Annotated in this window: 20 protein-coding genes and 1 tRNA gene; 13 read left to right on the top strand and 8 right to left on the bottom strand. The window is 69.1% G+C overall.

Going from position 1 to position 23,749, the window contains the following annotated elements; translation table 11 throughout:
- Positions 1–168 precede the first annotated feature (168 nt).
- From J7495_RS13140 to J7495_RS13130, 3 genes are all read left to right on the top strand, one after another.
- The gene (locus tag J7495_RS13140; RefSeq protein ID WP_294057018.1) at positions 169–1,872 is read left to right on the top strand and encodes a molecular chaperone HscC; all 1,704 of its coding nucleotides are present in this window, start codon (positions 169–171) and stop codon (positions 1,870–1,872) included.
- A gap of 23 nt (positions 1,873–1,895) precedes the next feature.
- Positions 1,896–3,566, top strand: coding sequence for a hypothetical protein (locus J7495_RS13135; RefSeq protein ID WP_294057016.1), 1,671 nt, complete (start codon positions 1,896–1,898; stop codon positions 3,564–3,566).
- An 82-nt stretch (positions 3,567–3,648) separates the two neighbouring features.
- Entirely contained in the window at positions 3,649–4,686 is a 1,038-nt protein-coding gene (locus J7495_RS13130; RefSeq protein WP_294057015.1) for a glycoside hydrolase family 5 protein, read from the top strand.
- A gap of 42 nt (positions 4,687–4,728) precedes the next feature.
- Here the strand turns inward: J7495_RS13130 and J7495_RS13125 are convergent, their stop codons facing one another.
- The 3 genes from J7495_RS13125 to J7495_RS13115 form a co-directional block, all read right to left on the bottom strand.
- A complete protein-coding gene (locus J7495_RS13125) occupies positions 4,729–5,271 on the bottom strand; it encodes a hypothetical protein (RefSeq protein WP_294057014.1) in 543 nt (180 codons plus the stop codon).
- Positions 5,272–5,375: 104 nt separating this feature from the next.
- Positions 5,376–7,184 (bottom strand): translation elongation factor 4, encoded by a 1,809-nt coding sequence (lepA, locus tag J7495_RS13120; RefSeq protein ID WP_294057012.1) that lies wholly within the window; start codon positions 7,182–7,184, stop codon positions 5,376–5,378.
- Between the two features lie 47 nt (positions 7,185–7,231).
- Positions 7,232–7,834, bottom strand: coding sequence for a Crp/Fnr family transcriptional regulator (locus J7495_RS13115; protein WP_294057010.1), 603 nt, complete (start codon positions 7,832–7,834; stop codon positions 7,232–7,234).
- Between the two features lie 152 nt (positions 7,835–7,986).
- Between J7495_RS13115 and J7495_RS13110 the strand changes: the two genes are divergently transcribed.
- Together J7495_RS13110 and J7495_RS13105 are read left to right on the top strand one after the other, a co-directional pair.
- Positions 7,987–8,589: a PEPxxWA-CTERM sorting domain-containing protein gene (locus J7495_RS13110; RefSeq protein ID WP_294057008.1), complete on the top strand. Its 603-nt coding sequence runs from the start codon at positions 7,987–7,989 to the stop codon at positions 8,587–8,589.
- Between the two features lie 157 nt (positions 8,590–8,746).
- Positions 8,747–10,558 carry a methyl-accepting chemotaxis protein gene (locus J7495_RS13105; RefSeq protein WP_294057007.1) on the top strand — a complete coding sequence of 604 codons (1,812 nt, stop codon included), beginning with the start codon at positions 8,747–8,749 and terminating at the stop codon, positions 10,556–10,558.
- Positions 10,559–10,721: 163 nt separating this feature from the next.
- Here J7495_RS13105 and J7495_RS13100 read toward each other — a convergent pair whose 3' ends face one another.
- Complete coding sequence (locus J7495_RS13100) at positions 10,722–13,802, bottom strand: sensor histidine kinase (RefSeq protein WP_294057005.1); 3,081 nt, start codon at positions 13,800–13,802, stop codon at positions 10,722–10,724.
- A 304-nt stretch (positions 13,803–14,106) separates the two neighbouring features.
- Here J7495_RS13100 and J7495_RS13095 point away from each other — a divergent pair, with 304 nt between their 5' ends.
- Positions 14,107–14,823 (top strand): CsgG/HfaB family protein, encoded by a 717-nt coding sequence (locus tag J7495_RS13095; protein ID WP_294057094.1) that lies wholly within the window; start codon positions 14,107–14,109, stop codon positions 14,821–14,823.
- Positions 14,824–14,899: 76 nt separating this feature from the next.
- On the opposite strand, the gene pnuC is transcribed toward J7495_RS13095, so the two are convergent.
- Positions 14,900–15,466 (bottom strand): nicotinamide riboside transporter PnuC, encoded by a 567-nt coding sequence (pnuC, locus tag J7495_RS13090; protein WP_294057003.1) that lies wholly within the window; start codon positions 15,464–15,466, stop codon positions 14,900–14,902.
- A 107-nt stretch (positions 15,467–15,573) separates the two neighbouring features.
- Here pnuC and J7495_RS13085 point away from each other — a divergent pair, with 107 nt between their 5' ends.
- Both J7495_RS13085 and J7495_RS13080 read left to right on the top strand, forming a co-directional pair.
- Complete coding sequence (locus J7495_RS13085) at positions 15,574–16,878, top strand: FAD-dependent oxidoreductase (RefSeq protein ID WP_294057001.1); 1,305 nt, start codon at positions 15,574–15,576, stop codon at positions 16,876–16,878.
- A gap of 80 nt (positions 16,879–16,958) precedes the next feature.
- Positions 16,959–17,035, top strand: a tRNA-Pro gene (locus J7495_RS13080).
- 21 nt (positions 17,036–17,056) lie between these two features.
- Here J7495_RS13080 and J7495_RS13075 read toward each other — a convergent pair.
- The gene (locus J7495_RS13075; protein ID WP_294057000.1) at positions 17,057–18,331 is read right to left on the bottom strand and encodes a low temperature requirement protein A; all 1,275 of its coding nucleotides are present in this window, start codon (positions 18,329–18,331) and stop codon (positions 17,057–17,059) included.
- A 353-nt stretch (positions 18,332–18,684) separates the two neighbouring features.
- Here J7495_RS13075 and J7495_RS13070 point away from each other — a divergent pair, with 353 nt between their 5' ends.
- From J7495_RS13070 to J7495_RS13060, 3 genes are all read left to right on the top strand, one after another.
- On the top strand, positions 18,685–19,500 hold the full coding sequence (locus J7495_RS13070) for an SDR family oxidoreductase (RefSeq protein ID WP_294056999.1): 816 nt from the start codon (positions 18,685–18,687) through the stop codon (positions 19,498–19,500).
- 62 nt (positions 19,501–19,562) lie between these two features.
- A complete protein-coding gene (locus J7495_RS13065; RefSeq protein WP_294056998.1) occupies positions 19,563–19,988 on the top strand; it encodes a heme-binding protein in 426 nt (141 codons plus the stop codon).
- Positions 19,985–20,485 (top strand): nuclear transport factor 2 family protein, encoded by a 501-nt coding sequence (locus tag J7495_RS13060; protein ID WP_294056996.1) that lies wholly within the window; start codon positions 19,985–19,987, stop codon positions 20,483–20,485. Before J7495_RS13065 ends, J7495_RS13060 begins: the two co-directional genes overlap by 4 nt.
- Before the next feature lie 45 nt (positions 20,486–20,530).
- On the opposite strand, the gene J7495_RS13055 is transcribed toward J7495_RS13060, so the two are convergent.
- Positions 20,531–21,109 carry an FMN-dependent NADH-azoreductase gene (locus J7495_RS13055; RefSeq protein ID WP_294056995.1) on the bottom strand — a complete coding sequence of 193 codons (579 nt, stop codon included), beginning with the start codon at positions 21,107–21,109 and terminating at the stop codon, positions 20,531–20,533.
- Positions 21,110–21,197: 88 nt separating this feature from the next.
- Between J7495_RS13055 and J7495_RS13050 the strand changes: the two genes are divergently transcribed.
- Complete coding sequence (locus tag J7495_RS13050; protein WP_294056993.1) at positions 21,198–21,578, top strand: helix-turn-helix domain-containing protein; 381 nt, start codon at positions 21,198–21,200, stop codon at positions 21,576–21,578.
- A 68-nt stretch (positions 21,579–21,646) separates the two neighbouring features.
- Here J7495_RS13050 and J7495_RS13045 read toward each other — a convergent pair whose 3' ends face one another.
- Positions 21,647–22,210 carry an OmpA family protein gene (locus J7495_RS13045; RefSeq protein ID WP_294056991.1) on the bottom strand — a complete coding sequence of 188 codons (564 nt, stop codon included), beginning with the start codon at positions 22,208–22,210 and terminating at the stop codon, positions 21,647–21,649.
- 128 nt (positions 22,211–22,338) lie between these two features.
- On the opposite strand from J7495_RS13045, the gene J7495_RS13040 reads away from it, so the two are divergent.
- Positions 22,339–23,625, top strand: a complete 1,287-nt coding sequence (locus tag J7495_RS13040; RefSeq protein ID WP_294056990.1) for a serine hydrolase domain-containing protein — start codon at positions 22,339–22,341, stop codon at positions 23,623–23,625.
- Positions 23,626–23,749 lie beyond the last annotated feature (124 nt).

Here is a 23,749-nt window from a genome sequence, read left to right as displayed (position 1 = left end):
ATCTCCGGGAAACAACCGGAGGAGCCTAGGCGCGCGCCCGCTTAGAAAGGGTAAATGCCGCGATCATTTCACCGGCGTCTTGTGGATCGATTTCGGACGGGATTCGCCGCCGCGGGCTTGGCGAATCCCCCCACCCCCGGCTAGCGTCGCGCGCCAGGGGGAACATCAGTGATAGTCGGAATCGATCTCGGGACCACCAACTCCGCCGTCGCGGTCTGGAAGGACGGCGAGGCGGTGCTGATCCCCAATGCGCACGGCGACCTGCTCACACCCTCCGCGGTGAGCGCGGACAAGGACGGGACGATCCACGTGGGCCTGGCGGCACGCGAGCGCCAGTCGACACACCCGCGCGACACCGCGACGGCATTCAAGCGCTTCATCGGCACCCAGCAGACCGTATCGCTCGGCAAGCGCAAGTTCGACGCCGAGGAGCTGTCGGCGCTGGTGCTCCGTCAGCTCAAGGCCGATGTCGAGGCGCACACCGGCGAGCAGGTGACCGGCGCCGTCATCACCGTCCCCGCCTATTTCAACGACCGCCAGCGCAAGGCGACCCGCCGCGCGGGCGAGCTCGCCGGGCTCAAGGTCGAGCGGCTGGTCAACGAGCCGACCGCCGCCGCCCTCGCCTATGGCATCGCGACGCGCGAGCAGGAGCCGTTCCTGGTCTTCGACCTCGGCGGCGGCACCTTCGACGTCTCGATCGTCGAAGTGTTCGAAGGCATCGTCGAGGTGCGCGCCTCCTCGGGCGACAACCGGCTGGGCGGCGAGGACTTCAACGAGAAGCTGATCGAGCTGGCGCGCCCCAGGCTCGAGCCCAGGGCGAAACTCGACAAGGCCGATCCGCTGGTGCTCCACGAGCTGCTCCGCGCCGCCGCCGAGCGCGCGCGGCGCAAGCTGAGCGAGAGCGACGACGCGGCGTTCGCCATCGTGCTCGACGGCGAGCAGCTCGCGACGACCGTCACCTCGCGGGACTTCGAGGAGGCCTGCGCGCAACTGCTCCAGCGGCTGCGCGACCCGGTGCTGCGCTCGCTCAGGGACTCGAACATCCGCGTCGAGACGCTGAGCGAAGTCGTGCTCGTCGGCGGCGGCACGCGGATGCCGATCGTGCGCCGCGCGATCACGCGGATGTTCGGCCGCTTCCCCAATGCCACCGTCCACCCCGATCATGCGGTGGCGCTGGGCGCGGCAACGCAGGCGGGACTGCTCGCCAGGGATTCGGCGCTCGACGAAGTGCGGCTGACCGACGTCTGCCCGTTCACGCTGGGAGTCGATATCGCCGAGCCCGACGGGCGCGGCGGCTATCGCAGCGGCATCTTCTCGCCGATCATCGACCGCAACACCGCGATCCCGACCAGCCGGGTGAGCCATTATTCGACGCTGTTCGACAACCAGCGCGAAGTCCATTTCGGCATCTACCAGGGCGAGGCGCGCGAGGTCTCGGGCAACGTCAAGCTCGGCGAGCTGCGCGTGCCCGTGCCACCCAAGCCTGCGGGCCATATCATGGTCGAGACGCGGTTCAGTTATGACACCAGCGGGCTGCTTGAAGTCGACGTCAGCATCCCCGCCTCGGGCGTGACGCGCAATCTCGTCATCCTCGACGAAGCCGATCCGCTGACCGAACAGCAGCTCGCCGACCGTCGCGCCGCACTTGCCGCGATCAAGATCCACCCGCGCGACGAGAGCGAGAACGCCGCCGTGCTCGCCCGTGCCGGGCGCTGCTACGAGAGCTTCATCGGCGACCGGCGCGACGAGATCGGCCGCTGGATCGGCCATTTCGAATCGGCGCTGGCGACGCAGGACCCGCGCGCGATCCGCGAGGCGCGCGACCAGATGGTCGCCGCGCTCGATGCGATCGAGGGCGATCGCTACCTGTGACTCGGCTGCGCGGCCCATGGCGCATGCTGGGGATCGGCCCGACGAGCGACACGCGTGCGATCCGGCGTGCCTATGCCGCGCGGCTCAAGACGATCGACGTCGATTGCGATCCCAAGGCGTTCATCGAGCTGCGCGAGGCCTTCGAAGCGGCGCAGCGCGAGGCCGAATGGCGCGGCCGCGCGACCACCGAGGAAGTCGCCGACTGGGATGCGGAGGAAGCGGAAGACGAAGGCGAGTCGGATGAGGACGAAGGCGTCGCCCTGGCCGCCGGCGACTTGCCCGATCCCTCCGAAGCCTCGACCGGCCCGGACCCGCGCCTCGAGCCCGAGGCGGAGGAGTCGCAGCATGAGGAGACGCGCACCGGCCCCTGGTCGCCGCTGACCCCCGAGCAGATCGAGGAGCATGCCAACCGCCTTGCGCACCTGCTCCACGAAGTCTCGAACCCCGAGAGCCCTTGGTCGCGCACCGACCAGAGCCGGCTGATGTTCGAGCATTGGAACGCGGTGGTGAGCGACCCGCGGATGAAGCAGGTCGGCTTCTACGCTGATGCCGAGACCTGGCTCGGCAACCTGCTCGCCCAGACCATCCCCGCCTCGGACCCGCTGCTGCCGCTCGCGGTCGAGCAATTCGGCTGGGAGCGGACGGCGGGCACGATCGACCAGACGCCCGCCGCCGGACGGATCCTCCAGCGGCTGCACATGCTCGACTTCTGGCGCGCGGTGCAGGGGCCTCGTCATCCGCTCCACGCCGCCTGGCGCGAACTGATCACGCCGGCGGGCGAGGATTCGCGACGCGGGTGGATGGTGAGCGGCGCGAAGGTACGCCAGCTGCTTGCCACCGTCCGGCGCGACTATCCCGAGCTCGAGAGCGAGTTCGACTGGTATCGCGTCGCGCTGTGGGAGCCGGGCTCCGCCGGGGGGCCCGTGGGCGGCGTCGGGGCGGACTTCATCGTCCGCATGGCGCTGATCGGATTGTTTGTGCTGATGTCGCTGGCGCGCAGCTGCTCGCCCGAGACGCATGACCCGGCGCTGCCCCTGCCGGTCGCTCTGGAATCGCCTGCACTCGAATTCCTCTCGCCGCTTTCGAACCAGGACGACGACCTCCGCTACGCACTCGACCAGGTCGATGGCGACCGGCTGAGCTGGGCGATCGTGCAGGTGGACAATCCCGACCTCGCCAAGGTGCTGGTGTCGAACTGGACGGCCGCGCGCGACGCGCGCAAGCCGCGCTATCAGTTCGCGGCCGACGTGAAGACCCTGCTCGACGTGCGGTTCCGCAACGGGCTCGCGATCGCGCCCTATGCGCTGATCGCCCGCTACCAGAGCCTCGAGCGCGACAAGGCCAGGGCGCTGCGCGGCCGAAGCGCCGAGGATTGCGACGCCTTCTTCGCGGACCGGACCTATTCGCGCGATCCATTGTCGGCGCTCATCCAGCTGCGCCAGCACGAAGTGTTCGCGCAAGTACTGCTCGAGACCGACGGGCGCGAACCGGCCAAGGGCAACGGCAGCTTCATGGTGCCGGGCGGGGTGCTCGATTCGATCACGGACAAGACCGGATTGCGCGATCAGCGGCTCCGCGATGCGCTCAACGGCCGCGGCACGCCCGAGGACCGCTGCGCTGCGCGGATCGCGCTGATCGACGCCGCGCTGGCGCTGCCGCCGGCCAAAGGGCTCAAGCTGCTGCGCGAGATGTAGCACTCGATATTTGCGCGCGCCCCGGCCGAGTTGTAGCCACGGCGCGGGCGCGTGGCCTGCGCGCCCTGGGAGGGATAACCGGATGCGCCTGTTCACCTTGATCGCCGCCGCGCTGGCGCTGACGCTTCCCGCCTGCAACCGCGCCGCCCCGCCGCCCGCCGAGCCGACCTACCAGGGCAAGGCCTGGGCCGCCGCCGCCAAGCTCAGGCGCGGGGTGAGCATCCTCAGCCACGACCCGATCTGGCGCACGCCCGAGCACGGCAATTTCCAGATGCGCCACCTGAAGATCATCAAGGAGGGCGGGTTCGACTTCGTCCGCATCGTGGTGCTCGGGCTGCGGCGGATGGATGCGAACAACCAGCTCGACCCGGTGTTCCTCGGCACGCTCGACCGCGTGATCCACGAGGCCGATGCCGCGGGGCTGTCGGTGATCATCGACGAGCACGACTTCAACGAATGCTCGCGCACGCCCGACATCTGCGAGCCCAAGCTGATCGCCTTCTGGGAACAGATCGGCGAGCGCTACAAGAACGCACCCGACAATGTCCTGTTCGAGCTGCTCAACGAGCCGCACGAGCCGCTCGACGCCGATCGCTGGAACGCGATGCTCGGGAAGCTGATCCCGGTGGTGCGGCGGACCAACCCCGACCGCACGCTGGTGATCGGACCGACGCACTGGAACAACCTCGCCTATCTCCCCAAGCTCGAGCTGCCCCAGGACGACCGCAACATCATCGTGACCTTCCACGATTACGAGCCCAAGCGCTTCACCCATCAGGGCGCGCGCTGGGTGAAGCAGTTCAAGGACCTGAAGGGGATCGACTTCACCCCCGAGGACGAGGCGCGGATCAGCGACGATTTCGACCAGGCGGTCGCCTGGTCGAAGGAGAACGACCGGCCGATCATGCTCGGCGAGTTCGGCGCCTATGACGAGAGCGGCACGCCGATCGAAGCCCGCGCGCGCTACACCGCATACGTCCGCCAGCAAGCCGAGGCGCGCAAGCTGCCGTGGAGCTATTGGCAGTTCGACGGCGACTTCGTGGTGTGGGACATGAAGGGCGACCATTGGGTCGAGCCGATCCGCGCCGCGCTGATCCCGAGCGTGACGCCGAAGAAATAGGCCTCTTGAGCCCCTCCCGTTCGGGGGAGGGGCCAAGGCAGCCTACCCCGCCGCCGCCACGGCAGCAGCGAATTGTTCGGCGGTCATGTTGATCGTGAGCCCCATGTCGTCGGCCGCGAGCCCCGAGATCGGGACCTGCACGTCGCGGCCGCCATTCTCGGCGGTGAGCGTCACATTGTCGCCCGCCGATCCCTTGACCTTGGCGAGCACCGCGCCGTTCGAGCCGCGCACCTCGGCACCCGGCGTCAGCTTGGCGCGGACCTTGGCGGCGGTCTCGGTCTTGGCCTGTTCGGCGAGTGCGTCGAGCTGCGGCTTGGTGAGCGCGATCGTCGGGCCCTTGGGGCTCTTGCCGAAGCGGTCGAGCGGGATGCCGAGTTGGTTGGTGCCGGTCGAGAACACCGCGACATTGCCGCTGATGCTCACGATCGTGCCGGCCTCGTTGCCCTGCGGATCATAGACGGTGGCGCCGGCCTCGGGCCCCTTGGCCTCCGCCTGGGCGGGGGGCGCGGCGGCGTCCTGCGCCAGCGCGGCCGTCGGGGCGCCGAGCGCCAGCGCCAGGCCGGCCGTGGTCGCGAAAAGCTTCATTTCGTGCGTCTCCATTGGTTGACGAAACAGTCAGCCAACCAACGCACCGGCGATGCCTGCGATGTTCCGCAAGCGACGGGCGGGGCCGCCGCCGGGACGAGCCGTTACTCCTCGCCCATCCTCAGCGCGGCGATGAAGGCCTCCTGCGGGATCTGCACCGAGCCGTACTCGCGCATCCGCTTCTTGCCTTCCTTCTGCTTTTCCAGGAGCTTGCGCTTGCGCGTGATGTCGCCGCCGTAGCATTTGGCGGTCACGTCCTTGCGCAGCGCCGCGATCGTCTCGCGCGCGATCACCTTGCCGCCGATCGCCGCCTGGATCGGGATCTTGAACAGATGTCGCGGGATCAGGTCCTTGAGCCGCTCGCACATCCCCCTGCCCCGCGTCTCGGCCGAGCCGCGGTGGACGATCATGCTCAGCGCATCCACGGCCTCGTTGTTGACCATGATCGACATCTTGACGAGGTCGCCCTCGCGATAGCCGATCTGCTCGTAATCGAAGCTCGCATAGCCGCGCGAGATGCTCTTCAGCCGGTCGTAGAAGTCGAACACGACTTCGTTGAGCGGCAGCTCATAGGTCACCTGCGCGCGGCCTCCGACATAGGTCAGGTCCTTCTGGATGCCGCGGCGGTCCTGGCAGAGCTTGAGGATCGAGCCCAGATATTCGTCGGGCACGTAGATCACTGCCTTGATCCACGGCTCCTCGATCTCGTCGATTCGGTTGGGATCGGGCATGTCGGCAGGGTTGTGGAGCTCGATCTCCTGTCCCTCGGCCTCGCCCGCCGCCTTGGCGAGGCGCAGCTTGTAGACCACCGAGGGCGCGGTGGTGATCAGGTCGAGGTCGTATTCGCGGGTCAGCCGCTCCTGGATGATCTCGAGGTGGAGCAGCCCCAGGAAGCCGCAGCGGAAGCCGAAGCCGAGCGCGGCCGAGGTCTCCATCTCGAAGCTGAAGCTCGCATCGTTGAGCCGCAGCTTGTGGATGCTCTCGCGCAATTTCTCGAAGTCGTTGGCGTCGACCGGGAAGAGCCCGCAGAACACCACCGGCTGGACTTCCTTGAACCCCGGCAGCGCTTCGGCCGCCGGACGCTTGGCGTCGGTCAGCGTGTCGCCGACGCGCGCCTGGGCGACTTCCTTGATCTGCGCGGTGATGAAGCCGATCTCGCCCGGGCCGAGGTCGGGCAGCTGCTCGATCTTGGGGCGGAAGCAGCCGACGCGATCGACGAGATGGACCGTGTCGGTGGCCATGAACTTGACCTGCTGGCCCTTCTTCAGCGTGCCGTCGATCACGCGGACGAGGATGACGACGCCGAGATAGGGGTCGTACCAGCTGTCGACCAGCATCGCCTTCAATGGCGCGGCGGCGTCGCCCTTGGGCGGCGGGATGCGCTCGACGATCGCGTCCAGCACTTCCTCGATGCCGATGCCCGACTTGGCGCTGGCGAGCACGGCGTTCGAGGCGTCGAGCCCGATGATCTCCTCGATCTCGGCTTTGACCTTCTCGGGCTCGGCCGAGGGCAGGTCGATCTTGTTGATGACCGGGATGATCTCATGGTCGTGCTCGATCGACTGGTAGACGTTGGCGAGCGTCTGCGCTTCGACGCCCTGCGCGGCGTCGACCACCAGCAGCGCGCCTTCGCAGGCGGCGAGGCTGCGGCTCACCTCATAGGCGAAGTCGACGTGGCCGGGCGTGTCCATCAGGTTGAGGACATGGCCCTTCCATTCGAGGCGCACGGTCTGCGCCTTGATCGTGATGCCGCGCTCCTTCTCGATGTCCATGTTGTCGAGCACCTGCGCGGACATTTCGCGGTCCGAAAGGCCGCCGGTACGCTGGATGAGGCGATCGGCGAGCGTCGACTTGCCGTGATCGATGTGCGCGATGATCGAGAAGTTGCGGATCTTGGAGAGGTCGGTGGCCATGGTGGCGCGCCGCCTAGCAGGTTGTGAGGGGGATGTGGAGGGGTAGCTCAGCCCGCCTGCTTGCGACGCTCGGCGCGCAGGCGCGAGAGATATTGCGGCGTGATGTCCAGATAGGAGGCGACGAGCCCCTGGGGGATCTGCACCCATTCGGGCGGCAGCTCGGAATGAAGCCGCGCGAACCGCTCGCGCGACGTCTCGGTACGCAGCGATTTGTAGCGCCGGTGCTTCCGGACGAAGGCCTGCTCGAGATAGAGGACTTCGAGCCGTTGCCATCCCGGATGCCGCCCGAAACTGGCGAGGCGGAGCTCATAGGGCCAGATCCACAGCTCGGCGCCGGTCACCATCTCGATCACCACTTCGGAGGCGATGCCGCGGATCGCAGCGTCGAGGGCCATCACCGCCCCACCGGGAAAGACGAAGTCCAGCACGACCCGGTCGCCGCCGCCGGTGAGGCCATAGACCTGCACGATCCCCGAGCGCAGGATCGCGAAGTCGTAGGTGCGCTGGCCGATCTCGCAAAAGGCCTCGCCGGCGCGGAACCGGCGATGGCGAGCATTCTCCAGCCACCATCGCACTTCGGACGGCGGCAGCCCGGCCTCGTCGAGGAGATGGCCCGCGCCGCCCGCCATCAGCTGGGGCAGGTGGAGCACCGGACCGCCGCCGTCGCGCCTCGCCCGCCCTGTCCCATTCCGAGCCATCCGATCCCCCGCATGCACCGAACCTGCCCCGGCACTGAAACCAGTTGAATTACACCCCTGTATTTCCAGCATAGTTGGAGGCCCTGATAAAAGGGGGGTCACCAATGAATTTCTGGAAGCGCTGCGGCGCGGCGATGCTCGCGGCCATGGCTCTCGCGCTGCCGGGCGCGGCCTTTGCGACCAAATATGTCGGCACCGTGCAGATCGGCTCGATCCTCGCCAAATACAGCGTGGTTACCGATGGCGCGACCGGCGTGCTGACCGGCAGCGACATCGTGTCGTTCACCGTGCGGCTCGACGCCGGGGCGGGGAAGTATATCTCCTATGGCATGGGGCCGGGCATGGAATATCCCGGCTATGCGATGAGCGACGGCTTCGTCGCCACGCCCAGCGAACTGCTCGCCGGCGACCCCTTCCGTTATTTCGTACTCAACGCCGCCGCCTACGAGCCCTATGACAGCAATACGCTCGCGGGCTTTTCGGCGGACCAGCGGGGCGGCGCGCTCTTCCTCCAGGCGAGCTTCTACGATCCGCGCAACGGCTATGTCAGCCACCACAGCCAGCTGTCGACGCCCGGCCTCGCCTTCGCCCATGCCGTGCCCGAGCCGGCGACCTGGGCGATGATGATCGTGGGCTTCGGGATGATCGGCGGCGCGATCCGGCATCGGAAGCGTCGTCCGGCATTTTCGGCTCCTCGCTTCGTATAACGACGGATCAGCGCGAGTATCGGTACGCAGCGCGTATGTATTATTCCTGACGGCGGCAATAACCGGCCGTGAGCCACGGCCGTGCAAGCAGCATCCAGACGTGCGCCCGATGCGCCGGACTTGCGGAGATGCCCCGATGCTGTCGTCGATGAAGAACATGCGCATCGCGCGAAAGCTGACCGTCGTGTTCGGCGCGCTGCTGGTGGTGATCGTCGCGATCTGCGCGACGGCGATGCTGTCGCTCTGGGCGGTCGATACGCGGTCCAAGGCGGTGAGCGCGGTGCATGTGCCCAACATGGTGGACTCGCAGGCGCTGCACGCCGCGATGGCGGCTTATCGCGCCGCCGAGTTCGACCGCATCGTCGCTGCCGATCCCGTCGCGGCGCAGTCCGCCGACACGCGGCTCGACCAGGCGCGCGCGCAGATCCGCAAGACGATGGCGTCGCTCGACAGCCGCATCGAGCTGCCCAAGACGCAGGCGCTGTTCAACAAGTTCGCCGACGCCGCCAAGGTCTACGACAAGGACGACGCGCGGATGATGGCGCTCGCGCGCTCGCTCAAGGAGAATGACGCGATCTCGGTCGCACGCGCCGCGCAGAACCATTTCGACGAGCTCGCCAAGGCCGCGAACGACCTCGCCGACATCGAGCGCAGCAACACCGAGGAAGCCGCGGACCAGGTGACCGACATCTCGATCGACGGGGCGTGGAGCGCGCTGTTGCTGCTGCTGGTCGGCGTCGCGGTGGTGGTCGCGGCGTTCATGGTGCTGATCCGGATGATCGCGCGCCCGCTCACCGAGATGACCGACGCGATGGGCAAGCTCGCCGCCGGCGACTTCGCAGTGGCAGTGCCCGATGACGGCCGCGCCGACGAGGTCGGCGCGCTCGCCAAGGCGATGGCGGCGTTCCGCGACCAGCTCAAGGCAGCCGAGGCGGCCAAGGCCGAACAGGCCCAGCTGATCGTCGACAGTGTCGGCACCGGGCTGGGTGCGCTCGCCAACGGCGACCTCACTGCCGAGATCACCACCGAGCTGAGCGGGCCGTTCGCGCCGCTCAAGGCCAATTTCAACTCGGCGGCCGCGAGCCTGCGCGGACTGATCGGCCAGGTGATGGAGAGCGCCAACACGATCCGCACCGGCGCGAGCGAGATCGCCCAGGCCAGCGAGGACCTCGCCCGCCGCACCGAGAGCAATGCCGCGAGCCTGGAACAGACCTCGGCGGCGATCAGCCAGATGGACGGGCGCCTGCGCGTCACTGCCGACGCCGCCGCGCGCACCGTCACGCGTGCCGACGATGCGATCAAGACGGTCGCCAGCGGCCGCGCGATCGCCGACGAGGTGGTCCAGGCGATGGGCCGCGTATCGGAAAGCGCCAAGGGCATCGACAGCGTGATCGAGGGTCTCGACAAGATCGCCTTCCAGACGCGGGTGCTCGCGATGAACGCCGCAGTCGAGGCCGGCCGGGCCGGTGAAGCCGGCCGCGGCTTCGCAGTGGTGGCGGACCTTGTCTCCGCCCTTGCGATGCGCGCCGAGGAAGAGGCCGGCCGCGCGCGCGACCAGCTTACCGCCACGCAGACCGACATCGTCGCGGCGGTGGATGCGGTCCAGAAGGTCGACGGCGCGCTCGCCGACATCTCCGAGGGCGTCACCGACGTCCACGGGCTGCTCGACACCATGGCTGCGGACAATCGCGCCCAGGCGGCGGCGATCACCGAGATCACCACCGCGATCGGCACGATGGACCAGTCGACCCAGCAGAACGCCGCGATGGTCGAGGAGACCTCGGCCGCGGCGCGCAACCTCTCGAGCGAAGTCGATGCGCTGGCCGAGAATGCCCAGCGCTTCGAGACCGGCGAGCGAGCGGCCGCGCCGGTGCGTAGCCGGACCGCGGCTCCGCGGGCAGCCGCCCCGGCGCGGGCGACGCGGACGCCGGCCTACACCCATGGCACCGAGGAATGGGCGAGCTTCTGAGGTAACTTGGTGTCGAAAGCGACCGCCGATCATCCAATCGTCACCCCGGCCTTGTGCCGGGGCCCACATCGTGTCGCTGACTGACTCCCAGGCGTGAATGCAGTGCGCATCTCCCGGTGGACCCCGGCACAAGGCCCGGGGTGACGGGGTTGGATATCCGAGCCTAGACCCCGGCCCGACTCTTGCGCCCTTCCGTTGCGAGCCGCCTCAACCGCCCCCACCCCGTTTCCCGCCCGGACGCGAACGCCTTCGCCGCCGGCACGGCGAGGACCACCCGCGTCCCCCGCCCCGCCTCGCTCTCGACCTTGAGCCCCGCCCCCAGCCGCTGGGCGCGCTCGCGCATGCCGATCAGCCCGAAATGCCCCTTGCGCTCGCCGCTCGCGAGGATGTCGGCGGGGATGCCCACGCCATTGTCGGCGATCGCCATCTCGAAGCCCGCCGCGTCGTAGCGCAGCCCGACCTCGACCCGCGTCGCCGCCGCATGGCGCCAGACGTTGAACAGCGCCTCGTTGGCGATGCGTACCGTCTCGTCGCGGACCTCGGGCGCGAGCGGGCGGGGATCGCCCGCGGTGACCACCACCAGCCCGACCTCCCGGTCGAACGCCTGCCGCCGCGCGACGTCGCGCAGAATCTCCTCGATCCCGCCGGCGCCCTCGACCGGACGCAGCCCGCGCACCGTGTCGCGCGCTTCGTCCAGCACCTGTTCGGCCTGCCCCAGCGCCGTCTCGAGCTCGTCGCGCGCGGGCATCTCCGCGGGCATCTCCTGCTTGGCCAGGTCGATCCGCAGCACCAGCGCCTGGACCGACTGGAGCAGCGTGTCGTGCAGGTCGCGCGCGATCCGCTCACGCTCGCGCCCGCGCTCCTCGAGCCGCTTCTCGAGCAGCTCCATCGCATGGCGCATCCTCAGCCACCACAGGCCGGCGATCAGCAGCATTGCGGCGAGCAGCGCGAGGATCCAGGGCCAGGGGGTCTGGAGGAAGGTCGGCGGCACCATGAAGGCCACCTCCGCCTCGCGCACGCTCCATTCGCCGCCCGGCAGCCGCGCCTGGAGCTTGAATTCGTAGCGGCCGTTGGGCAGCGCGGGATAGAAGGCCTGGCGGCGCTGCCCCGCGTCGACCCAGCGGTCGTCGATGCCGACCAGCCGGTAGCGGAACTCGACCTGGTCGGCGTTGGAAAGGCTGTCCGACGTATAGTCGATGCGGAGGTTGGGGGAGCCCGCGCGGAGCCGGACGCTGCCCGAAGCGGGCAGGCTCGTCTCCCCCGAGGCCACCGCGCGGATCGCGGGCGCCACCGCGGTCGAGAGCAGGTCGAGGTGCAGTGGGTCGAGCCAGGCGACGCCCTGGTTGGTGAGGAACCAGAGGTTGCCCGCGCGGCTGGCGAGCACGGTGTTGGTACAGCAGGCGATCTGCGGGTAGCCGGGCAGGCCGTTGCGGAAGTCGAGCTGGACGAAGCGGCGCATGTCGGGCGAAGCCGCGAAGAGCGATGCGAGCGGCGTGTCGCGGAACACGGCGACGCCGCGGTTGCCGCTGATCCACAGGTCGCCGCGGCCGTCCTGCGCCAGCCCCGCGATCAGGCTGAGCCCGGGATGGTCGCGCTGGGTGAGCGACCGGAAGCGCGTGCCGTCGAACAGCGCGAGGCCGAGCTCGCCGCCCAAGACCACGCCCTCGCGCACCGGCAGCGCGGTCTGGACGAAGCCGATCGCCAGCCCCTCGGCGGGGCCGAAGCGATGGAGGCGCCCGCCGGCATAGCGCGCGACGCCGCTGCCGTCCGCGCCAAGCCACAGCCGGTCCTGCCGGTCGATCAGCATCAGCCGCGGCGAGGCGGCGCCGATCGCCTCGGGCGTGATCGCGCGAGTCCAGCCGGCGCCCCGGCGGACGAAAACGCCGTCCTGCCGCGTAAGCAGCCACAGGTTGCCGGCGCGGTCGACCTGACAGGCGAGCACCACCGGCGTGCGCACGCTTTCGGGAAGCGGCACGCGCACCGCTGCGCCGCCGACGAGCTCGACCAGCCCGGCGTCGCTGGCGAGGAAGATGCGGCTGCGGCTGTCGGCGCAGAAGTTCCGCGCGACGCCGGGATAGGCGATCTTCGTCACGATCCGCTCGTCCGGGGCATAGCGGTAGATGGTGCTGTCGTCGGCGACGGCGATGCTGCCGTCGGGCGCGCGGATTGCGCGGAAGCCGGTGCGCGGAACCTTGGCGATCTCTGGCCGAGGGACGAAGTTGACTGGCATGAACTCGTCGATGCCGAGCCGCGTGCCCGCCCAGACGATGCCGTGGCGATCCTCGAACAAGGGCGCGGCGAGATCGGAGGTCAGCCCGGCCTCGCCCTGGCGGTACCAGGCGGCGATGTCGCCCTCGACGATCGCGGTGCCGGTCGCGATCGCTCCGGGCCGGGGGATGCGGACGATGCCGGGCTGGCGCTCGAGCGCGGCCCAGAGGTTCCCCGCGCGATCGAACAGCAGGCGATGCGCGATCAGCGGATGGAGCTGCGCGGGCCGGCCGCCGTCGGGCGGCGGCGTCCCCGGGCGCGGCGCGATCGGGCGCGTGCCCCGCGCTTCGTCGGAGAGCCAGAGCCGTCCGTCCGGCCCCTGCGCGAGCGCCCAGGCCTCCTCGACCGCGACGCTGGTCCGCTCGACCGTCGCGCCGCCGGGGCGAACGAAGAGCAGCGCCTTGCCGGTGGCGATCCACAGCGTCCCGTCGCGCGCGAGCAGCAGGACATAGGGCGTGCCGTCCTCGGGCCGCGTCGCGACGGCGTGCCAGCGGCCGGCGTGGTGATAGGCGATGCCGCGCACCGAGACCGCCCAGATCCGCCCCTGGCGATCCTCGACGAACTGCTTGAGCGGGCCCTTGGGCAGCCCCTCGGCGAAATGGCGCACGCGGCCGTTCTCGATCACCGAGGCGCCGCCACTGTAATAGCCCACCCAGATGCGGCCGGCGCGGTCGACAAACATCGAATAGATCATGTCGCTGCGCAGCTGCTCCGGGCCCGTCGCGCGGAACCGCTCGAAGCGCAGGCCGTCGAAGCGGAAGAGCCCGCTGGTGCTGGCGATCCACAGGTCGCCGTCCGGACCCTGGCCGAGCGAGCCGACGTCGGGCGGCGCACCGCGGTCGATCGGGAAGGCGAGATGCTTGAAGCGGCCGGGGTCCCGATCGGGCGCCGCGCGGACGGCGAGGCCGGGCAGCACCGCCATGAGCATGAGCACCGGAGCCGTCAGGCGGCCCCTGGCGATCCGGCCGATCAGCATCCTCGCGGTTCGGTGCGCATGATCGCCTCCTCTTGGGCAATTCGTTCCGCGAAAGCAATCGACTGGGCCTCGCGTCGGGCTCGGCACCACACCCCTCCCCTCCCCGCGCGCTATCTGCTAGGAGTTGCAGCGATCATGGCGAGGGGAGTCGCTTCGACACAGTTCGGTGCGCCGTTTGCGCATAGGCCGGCCATGCTCGTGCGAATTGATTGGGGAGAGAAGAATGCGTAAACTGATGCTCGCCACCGCGGCCGCGGTGCTTTCGCTTTCCGTTGCGGCCGTTCCGGCGAATGCCCAGACCAGCATGTCGTCGGGCCGCCAGAGCAAGGACGGCACCACCAAGGGCGCTTCCTCGGGCCGCAAGGCGCAGGAGCGCGGCCTGCGCGAGATCCCGAAGTGCAGCCGCGTGCTCGGCACGATCGGCATGGTGCCGCCCGAGAAGGAATGGTGGCGCGAGCTCAACCTCGGCAGCCCCGAGGCGATCTTGAAGGTGTTCGTCCAGCAATCGGGCTGCTTCACGCTGGTCAACCGCGGCCGCGCGATGCAGAGCCGCGCGATGGAGCGCGCGCTCGCCGAGAACGGCGAGCTGCAGGCGGGCTCGAACATGGGCAAGGGCCAGGTACGCGCGGCGGACTTCCTGCTCGAGCCGGACATCGTCTCGTCGAACAGCAATTCGGGCGGCGGCGGCGCCGGCGCGGTGCTGGGCGGCGTGCTCGGGCGGATCAGCCCGTTCGCCGGCGCGGTCGCGGGCGGCATCAACATCAAGAAGAAGGAAGCCAACGTCACGCTGTCGATCGTCGATTCGCGCACGACCGAGGAGACGGTGACCGAAGGCTATGCGCGCAAGACCGACATCGGCTGGGGCGCGGGTGGCGGTGCCGGCTGGTGGGGCGGCTTCGCGGCGGCCGGCGGCGGCGGCTACCAGAACACCGAGATCGGCCAGGTGATCGTGCTCGCCTACCTCGACGCCTATATCAAGATGGTCCAGCAACTCGGCGGCCTGCCGCCCGGAGACTATTGACCGGGCCGACCGCCTGAAGCGGAACGAAGGGGCGCGGCGGGAGACTGCCGCGTCCTTTTGCTAAAGGGGTCACACCTCAACCCGCGGCGCGGTTGCGCACGTTGAACCACTCGACCAGCCCCCAGACCGACAGCGCCAGGAAGATGAAATAGAGCCACGCCGTCAGCCACAGATCCTTGGCGGCGTAGAGCGGGATCGCGTCGAGGTCGACGAGGATCCACAGCCACCAATTCTCGAGATAGCGGCGCGACATCAGAATCTGCGCGGCGATGCTCATCATCGCCACCGAAGCGTCCCAGAAGGGATAGGCCGCGTCGGTATAGGCCTGCATCAGCCAGCCCCAGCCCAGCGTCGCGGCGATGCAGCCCCCCGCCCAGCCCGTGCGCCCGCCCCAGCCGAGCGTGAGCACCACCACTTCGCCGCTCTCGGCGCGCGAGCGGAGCCAGTTCCACCAGCCGTAGAATTGCACGACGAGGAAGAAGAGCTGGAGCAGCGCATCGGAGTAGAGCTTCGCCTCGGCGAAGATCCAGGCGTAGAGCGCGACCATCACGATGCCGAAGGGGTAGTTCCAGATGCTGCGCCGCACGACGAGCGCGACGTTTACGAGGCCAAGCAGCACGGCGGCGAGTTCGAGCGGCGACATCGTGCGGATGTGCCCGGTGGCGCGGCGCCCCGCAAGACCGCGGCTTGCCCTTGCCCCCCGCCTTTCACACGCTAGGCTGCACACCCGAGGATCGGGAGGAGAGGCGGATGCGGCACGTCGCGGTGATCGGATCGGGGCCGGCGGGCTATTACACCGCGGAAGCCTGCCAGAAGCTGTTCGGCGACCAGGTGCGCGTCGATATCATCGACCGGATGCCCGTGCCCTATGGCCTGATCCGCACCGGCGTCGCGCCTGACCATCAGTCAATCAAGGGCGTGTCGCGGCGCTACGAGGCGGTGGCGCTCAGCGACAATGTCCGCTTCGTCGGCAAGGTGACCGTGGGCCAGGACGTCACGATCGACGAGTTGCGCGGGCTGTATGACGCCGTGGTGCTCGCGACCGGCGCACCGCACGACAAGCCCCTGGGCATCCCCGGCGGCGACCTGCCGGGCGTGATCGGATCGGCGGCGTTCGTCGGCTGGTACAATGGCCATCCCGACTTCGCCGACCTCGATCCGCCGCTCGGCGGACCCGGCGCGGTGGTGATCGGCAACGGCAATGTCGCGCTCGACGTCGCGCGGATCCTCGCCAAGACGCAGCACGAGTTCGAAGGGTCGGACATCGTCGGCCATGCGCTGGCGGCGCTGGAGAAGGCGCGGATCACGACGGTGACGATCCTCGGCCGCCGCGGGCCGCACCAGATCGCGATGACGCCCAAGGAGCTGGGCGAATTGGGCGAGCTCGAGCGCGCGGCGCCGCTGGTCGAGGCCGCCGACTTCCCGCCGCTCGAGGCGGATGCGCTGCTCGAGCCGGGGCAGCGCAAGTCGGTAACGCACCTGCGCACCTTCGCGGGGCGGACCGAAGGCGCCGACAAGCCGGTGCGGATCGTCTTCGACTTCTTCGCGATGCCGGTGCGGATCGAGGGGCCGGGCCATGCAAGCCAAGTGATCGTCGAGCGCACCGCGCTCTCGGCCGAGGGCAGCGCGCAGGGCACCGGCGAGACCTATGCGATCCCCGCCAGCCTGGTGGTGAGCTGCATCGGCTATCGCACCCCGCCGATCGAAGGCGTGCCCTATGACGAGAAGCTGGGCCGCTTCGCCAACGACGAGGGGCGCGTGCTGCCGGGGCTCTACGCGGTCGGCTGGGCGCGGCGCGGGCCGACGGGGACGATCGGCACCAACCGCCCCGACGGCTTCGCGATCGCCGACAAGATCGCCGCGGACAGCGTCGGCGACTCGGGCAAGGCGGGGCGGCCGGGGCTCGACGCGCTGCTGGCCGAGCGCAGGGTCGACGTGGTGACCTTCCGCGACTGGCAGAAGATCGAGGCGGCGGAGAATGCCGCCGCGCGCGCCGGTTCGCCTCGGGAAAAGTTCACGTCGATCGAAGCGATGGTCGCGGCACTGAAAAGCTGAAAACCCCCGCTTGCGCAGCGCGACGGGCGTGGCTATAGGCGCCCCCTCGCGGTCCGGGGCTTGCTCCGGAAAGCGCCGGTCGGGGAATAGCTCAGCCTGGTAGAGCACTGTCTTCGGGAGGCAGGGGCCGGAGGTTCGAATCCTCTTTCCCCGACCAATATTTTCCCGCAATCGATCCTCAATCCGTCGGCTCGACCCTCGGATTCTCCGCTGCCAGCGCTTCGGCCTGGTGGCGATAGCCGAGCAACTCATAGCCGATCACGGTGACGAGCGGCGCGAAGGTGAGGATCACCAGGCACCACGCCATCCCCACCCCTGCCACCGCTGCCGCGACCGCCAGCGCGATTACTGCCGCCGTGCCCGCGAGCAGCCAGAGGTGGAAGGGGTCGAGCCGCGCGACCATGTAGGTGTAGAGCGCGTAGAAGCCGATCAGGCAGGTGCTGACCGGCACCGCCACCGTCAGCACGGTCGCCAGCGCGCCGATATGCGCCTTGTGCTCGATGTAATAGGCCGCGACGTGCAGCCCCGCGCCGAGCGCGACGATCGAGGCGACGATCACCATCTGGCCATAGCCCCAGACGAATACGCGCTCGCGGTGCCAGCAGAGGATCGCGGCCGAGGGCACCATGTAATAGACCCACCAGATCCCCAGCGTCAGCCCGATGCCCGCGACGCAGACCAAAGCCGCGTCCATCGACCAGCCCTGCGCCTCGGTCACCGCCGACAAGGTGGCGAGCGTGCCCATCACGCCCTCCCCCAGCGCAATGATCGCGAACAGGCCGTGGCGCTCGGCGATGTGGTGCGCGTGCCAGGGCGTGCCGCCGTCCTGCCGCTCGGCGATCGCCGGGCCGGCGAACTCGACGAGGATCAGCACGATCGAGATGGCGAGCGTCACCCCCAGTGGCACGGGCGCGAAGATCAGCGCCACCCAGCCGAGCTGCGCGACCGAGATCGCCGTAGCATAGGTGAGGCAGGCGTGGCGCCGCGCCGGGTCCTGCCGCGCGGCGCGCAGCCATTGGAACACCATCGCGACGCGCATGATGACGTAGCCCGCGACCATCACGCTGTTGTCGAAATGCTCGCCATGCTCGATCGAGGCGAACATCCGCGGCAGCCCGATCGCGAGCACGAGCACGCCGATCATCTGCACCATGGTGACGAGGCGGAAGATCCAATCGTCGGTGTCATAGGCCGAGGCGAACCAGCTGAAGTTGATCCACGCCCAGCAGATCGCGAAGCTCGCGAAGGCGAAGCCGGTTAGGCCGGCCAGGAAATGCCCCTCGGCGAGCGAATGCGCGACCTGCGAGGAAGCGAGTCCGAAGGCCGCGACGAAGGTGAGATCGAACAACAGCTCGAGCGGCGTGGCGACGCGGTGGTGCTCGTCGGGGTTGCGGCCGGCCATCGGTCGGCTGTGGTGGTGGAGTTCCTCGGGGCGCGGCGGCGATGGGCTCATGGCGGGCCTTCTTCGTCGGAGACGGTGCCGATCATACCCGACTATCTCTTGGTTTGAAGGCCGCCCGAAGCAGTTGCAGCGCCCGCACGATCCAAGTTAAGCGGGAGTCGCACGCAGCAATCCCCCCGGGAGGGTAGAGATGTGACGAGCGCAGCGACGGCATCGGGCTAGGCCGGACACGCCTCCCCTGCCCTGACTTCAGCATGTTCGAACGACGGACACCGGTGCGCTCGCGCCGCCTGTGATGCGTCGATGCGACTCCAGTCCGACGACACCCGCATTCCGCGGGCGGCGGCGTGCACCCTTTCGACAAGCGGCGCCTCCCCTCGGGGCCGCACCATGGGAGAAGACGCATGACCAAGAAGACCATCCTCATCACCGGCGGCGGCTCGGGCTTCGGCAAGGGCGCCGCGATCGGCATGGCCAGAAACGGCCACGACATCATCGCGACCTGCCAAGTCTCGCCGATGGTGACGGCGATGCGCAGTGAAGTCGCCGAGCTGGGCCTCGCCGACCGCATCCGCGTCGAACGGCTCGACCTCAACGATCCCTATGACATCCGCCAGGCGCAGAGCTGGGACTTCGACATACTGTGGAACAACGCCGGCCAGGGCGAGCCGGGGCCGGTGTGGGAAATCCCGGTCGACATCGTGCGGCGCAACTACGAGACCAACGTCTTCCTGCCGCTCACCCTCACCCAGGGCGTCGTCCAGCGCTGGATCCGCGAGGGGCGCAACATGGGCAAGAAGGTGGTATTCACCTCGTCGATGGGCGGGCTGTTCACCCCCGCCAACTGGGGCACCTATGTCTCGACCAAGCATGCGATCGAGGCCTTCGCCGAAGCGATGCAGCAGGAGCTCGCCGCCTATGGCATCAAGGTGCAGACGATCAATCCGGGCGCCTATTACACCGGCTACAACGAGACGATGGCGGACAACCCCTTCCGCTGGCTCGACGATTCGAAGAACTTCACCAAGCGCGCCGACCTGCGCCGCGGCTTCGACGATTTCTTCGCGACCCCCGAGGGCCGGCTCGACGCCAAGGAGATGATCGACCGGATGATCGAGATCGTCCCGGCCGACACCGGCAAGTTCCGCAACGTCTGCCCCAAGCCGATCGAGGACATGCTCAAGCAGCATGAGCTCGCGGCGTGGGAAAACCAGATCTGATCGCGCGTCCGGCCGCGGCGGCGTGCCGTCGCGGCCGGAGCCTTTCGACGGAGGAGCGGATCATGAGCATCACCGACACCCAGGCCGAAGCCGCGATCGAAGCGGCGCGGCGCGCTGCCGACGCGATCGGCGTGCCGATGAACATCGCGGTCTATGACCACGGCGCGAACCTCAAGCAGTTCGCGCGGATGGACGGCGCGCTGCTCGGTTCGGCCGATATCGCGATGAACAAGGCGCGGACCGCCGCGCTGTTCGGGTTCAACACCGAGGCGCTGTACGACTTCTGCAAGCCCGGCGGCACCTCGCCGGGGTTCGACCGCACCAACGGCGGGCTGGTGGTGTTCGCCGGCGGCATCCCGGTGCGCGACGAAGCGGGCCGGCTGCTCGGCGCGGTCGGCGTATCGGGCGGCGCGGTGGCGCAGGACTATCGGGTCGCGCAGGCCGCTGCCGCGGCGGTGGACACGCGTGTGCTGGAGGCGGCGGAATGATCCGGCTGCGCACGGTCGTGCAGACGACGCTCGCCGCCGCGGCGGGCGGGCTGATCGCGCTCGCCGCGCAGCCGGCGCGCGCGCAGGAGACGGCCGAGGAGCGCGGCAACCGGATGCTGGTGACCCAGGGCTTCGATGCCTGGCGCGACGGGACGGGCAGCCCCTATGACCTGCTCGCCGAGGATGCGCGCTGGACGATCACCGGCAATTCGGCGGCGGCGAAGACCTATCCGAGCAAGGAAGCCTTCCTCGCCGAAGTGATCCGCCCGTTCAACGCGCGGATGCAGCAGCGGCTGATCCCGACGGTCCGCCGGCTCTATGCCGCCGGCGACACGGTGATCGTCCGCTTCGACGCCGAGGGCGTGGCGAAGGACGGCGTCGCCTATCGCAACAGCTATGCCTGGTTCCTGCGGATGAAGGACTCGCGGATCGTCGAGGCACAGGCCTTCTTCGACAGCCTGGCGTTCGACGACCTGTGGAAACGGGTGGCGCCCTAGCCGGAAGCCGCCATCCTGGCGAAAGCCGGGATGGCGGCTTCGGGATCAGGCCGCCACGACCCTTCCCGCGCCGATCGGCTCGATCCGCGCGAACGCCGCGGACATCGCCGCCTCGCGCGCTTCGGGGCCGAATGCCACGCCCTCGGCGGTGACGAACTCGGGCTCCGCGATGCCGATCAGGCCGAACACCGCGCGCAGATAGCTCTCGGCATGCTCCGCCGCCGCCGCGGGGCCCTCCGAATAGACGCCGCCGCGCGACTGGGCGACGATCACGCGCTTGCCCCTGGCGAGCCCCTCGGGACCCTCCGCGCCGTAGCGGAAGGTGTGGCCGGCGACCACGACATGGTCGATCCAGCTCTTGAGCTGGCTGGGCACGCCGAAGTTGTACATCGGCAGTCCGATCACCACGATGTCGCTGTCGAGGAACTGGCGGAGGACGGGGTTTTCGGCCGCGGTGGCGAGGCCGGCGAGATCGAGGTGCGGCAGCGGCGCGGCGGCGAGGTCGCGATAGCCGACCGCGGCGCCCGGATGCGCGGCGCGGAGCTGCTCGACGACGGCGGCGGAGAGCGCGCGGCTCACCGAGGTTTCGCCCTGGATGCTGGAATCGAGATGCAGGATGTTCATGGGGACTTTCCCGGCTGGTTTCGGTCCCCGCTCAGCTATGGATCGTGCCGCAAGCGGCCAAGAACGCATATTTTTGAGGCTTAGTCATATGGATAGGACCACCCCGCACCAGCCACTCCCCCATGCCGAATGCGTGCGCTTCGGCGAGCTGATCGCGCGCGTCGGCGATCGCTGGACGCTGCCCGTGACAGTCACGCTGCTCGCCGGGCCGCTGCGCTTCAACCAGCTGCGCCGCGCGATCAACGGCGTCTCGCAGCAGATGCTGACGCGCACGCTCAAGTCGCTCGAGCGCGACGGGATGGTGACGCGCACGGTACACCCCAGCGTGCCGCCGCAGGTGGAGTACGCACTGACCGCGCTCGGGGTCTCGCTGGCCGAGGAAGGGATGCGCATCGGCGCCTGGGCGCGCGACAACATGGCGGCGATCCATAGCAGCCGGGAGCGTTATGACGCGGGGGAGCGGGGGTAAGCCGCTTCACACCACCATCGTCATCCCGGCGAAAGCCGGGATGACGGCTGAAGGGTTGGTGGGATCGATCACCCCCGAGTCAGCATCAGGCTGACGCGTTCGTTGCGCGGGTCCTCCGGCTTCGTGCCTGCCAGCGGCGCGGCCGAGCCCTGCCCCTCGAACCGGATGCGCTCGGCCGGAATCCCCGAGCCTTCGATCAGCTTCGCCGCCGCCTTCGCGCGCTCGAGCGCCAGCGCCTCGTCCGCGGCGGCATTGCCGCTCGCGCTGGCATGGCCGGTGACGACGAGGTGGACCTCGGGATAGGCCTTGAGCATCGCCGCGAGCCGCGGCACCCGGCCGAGCGACTCAGGCGTCGGCTGCGCGGTGCGGCCGACGAACTCCTGTCCGCCGAGCTCGAAATTGCCCGTGTCGGCATCGGACTTCAGCCAGTCGACCAAGCTGCGCGTCACCGTGCCCTTGCTCGCCATCAGCGTGCCGCCGTCGGGCAGGTCCACGATGTCGGCGGTGGTATTCTCGGTCGCGGCGAGGCGGCGCTCGGTCTTGGCAGTGCTGCACGCGCGCATCGACAGCAGCAGCACGCCCGCGAGCGACAGCGCGATCGCGAAGAACACTCCGTTGATGACGAATCGCATCGGCTGCCCCCTGCGCGAAATCCGCCGGCAATCTACCCCGCGCACGACGTCGCGGCCAATCGCTCAGTCGAGTGACAACGCTGGCCGGGATCGGCTAGGCTCGCGCCGAATAGGAGGGGATCACGATCATGCCGACACCCGTACGCCTTGCGCTCGCCGCGGCGCTGATGCTGCCGCTCGCCGCCGCGCCGCTGCCCGCGCTTGCCCAGCAGGCCAAGCCGGTCGACAGCGTCAAGATCGACAAGAAGCGCATAGACGCCGCCTTGGCGGCGATGGTCGCCGACGGGCGCGCCGCGGGGGTGGAAGCCGTGGTGTGGCAGGACGGCAGGGAGCGCTATTACGGCAGCGCCGGCTTCGCCGACCGCGAGGCCAAGCGGCCCTTCGCGCGCGACACGCTCGTCCAGATCTTCTCGATGACCAAGCCCGTGACCGGCACTGCGCTGATGCAGCTGTGGGAACAGGGCAAGTTCGGGCTCGACGATCCGGTCGAGCGCTACCTCCCCGAATTCGCCAACGCGCGCTATGTCGCGGGCAAGGACGCCAACGGCGTGCCGCTCTACAAGCCGGTGTCGCGCCCGGTCACGATCCGCGACCTGATGCGCCACTCGGCGGGCCTCTCCTACGGCGGCGGCGACAGCTATGCCGACACGCTGTTCGCCGCAGCCAAGCCGCTCGACCTCGACAACGACCTCGCCGCGGCGGGGAAGATCATCGGCGGGCTGCCGCTCGCCTATGACCCGGGCACGCAATGGCGCTATTCGGCCGCGGTCGACGTGCAGGCGCGGCTGGTCGAAGTGCTCTCGGGCGAGAAGTTCAGCGACTATGTCCGCAAGCACATCTTCGATCCGCTGGGGATGAAGGAAGCCGGCTGGGCGCAGCCCGCGGACAAGTTCGCCCGGCTAGCGACCGGCTATGCCAAGGGCCCCGACGGCAAGCTCGCGCGGATGGGCGACGAGCAGATCAAGGGGCTGTCGTTCGCCGGGCACAGGATGACGATGGGTGGCGCGGGGATCGTCGCGCCGATCGACGACTATCTCCGCTTCGCGCGGATGCTGCTCGGCCAGGGCAGCCTCGACGGCGTGCGGATCCTCAGGCCCTCGACCGTGCGGCTGATGTCGACCGACCAGCTCGACCCGCGGGTGACCGAGCGGCTGTGGCTGCCGGGCAAGGGCTCGGTCGGCTTCGGGCTCGACTTTGCGGTGCGCGTGTCGCCGCCGAAGGACGCCAAGGAGAACCGCGGCGCGGTGGGCGAGTTCTTCTGGGACGGGGCCTGGTCGACCTTGTTCTGGATCGATCCGGCGAACAAGCTGACCGCGGTGTTCTTCGTCCAGACCGCGCCGTTCGACGGGACGCTGCACCACGACTTCCGCGAGGCAGTGTACGGGAAGGAGTATGTGGGGCCGGCGGGGGACTAAGCGCTCTAGGATGTGGTGACGATTTAGGGATTCCCTTTAGTGGGGAGTTCTGATTCAACGCTGGCTTTTGGAGGCTGGCGTGGAAGGCGAAGTGCTTCGAGACGATCAGTGGGAGCGGCTGCGG

The organism is Sphingomonas sp., assembly GCF_017745215.1.
GTDB lineage: Bacteria > Pseudomonadota > Alphaproteobacteria > Sphingomonadales > Sphingomonadaceae > Sphingomonas.
Note: the sequence above shows the minus strand (reverse complement) of the source record. Positions and strands in the feature narration are given on the sequence as shown.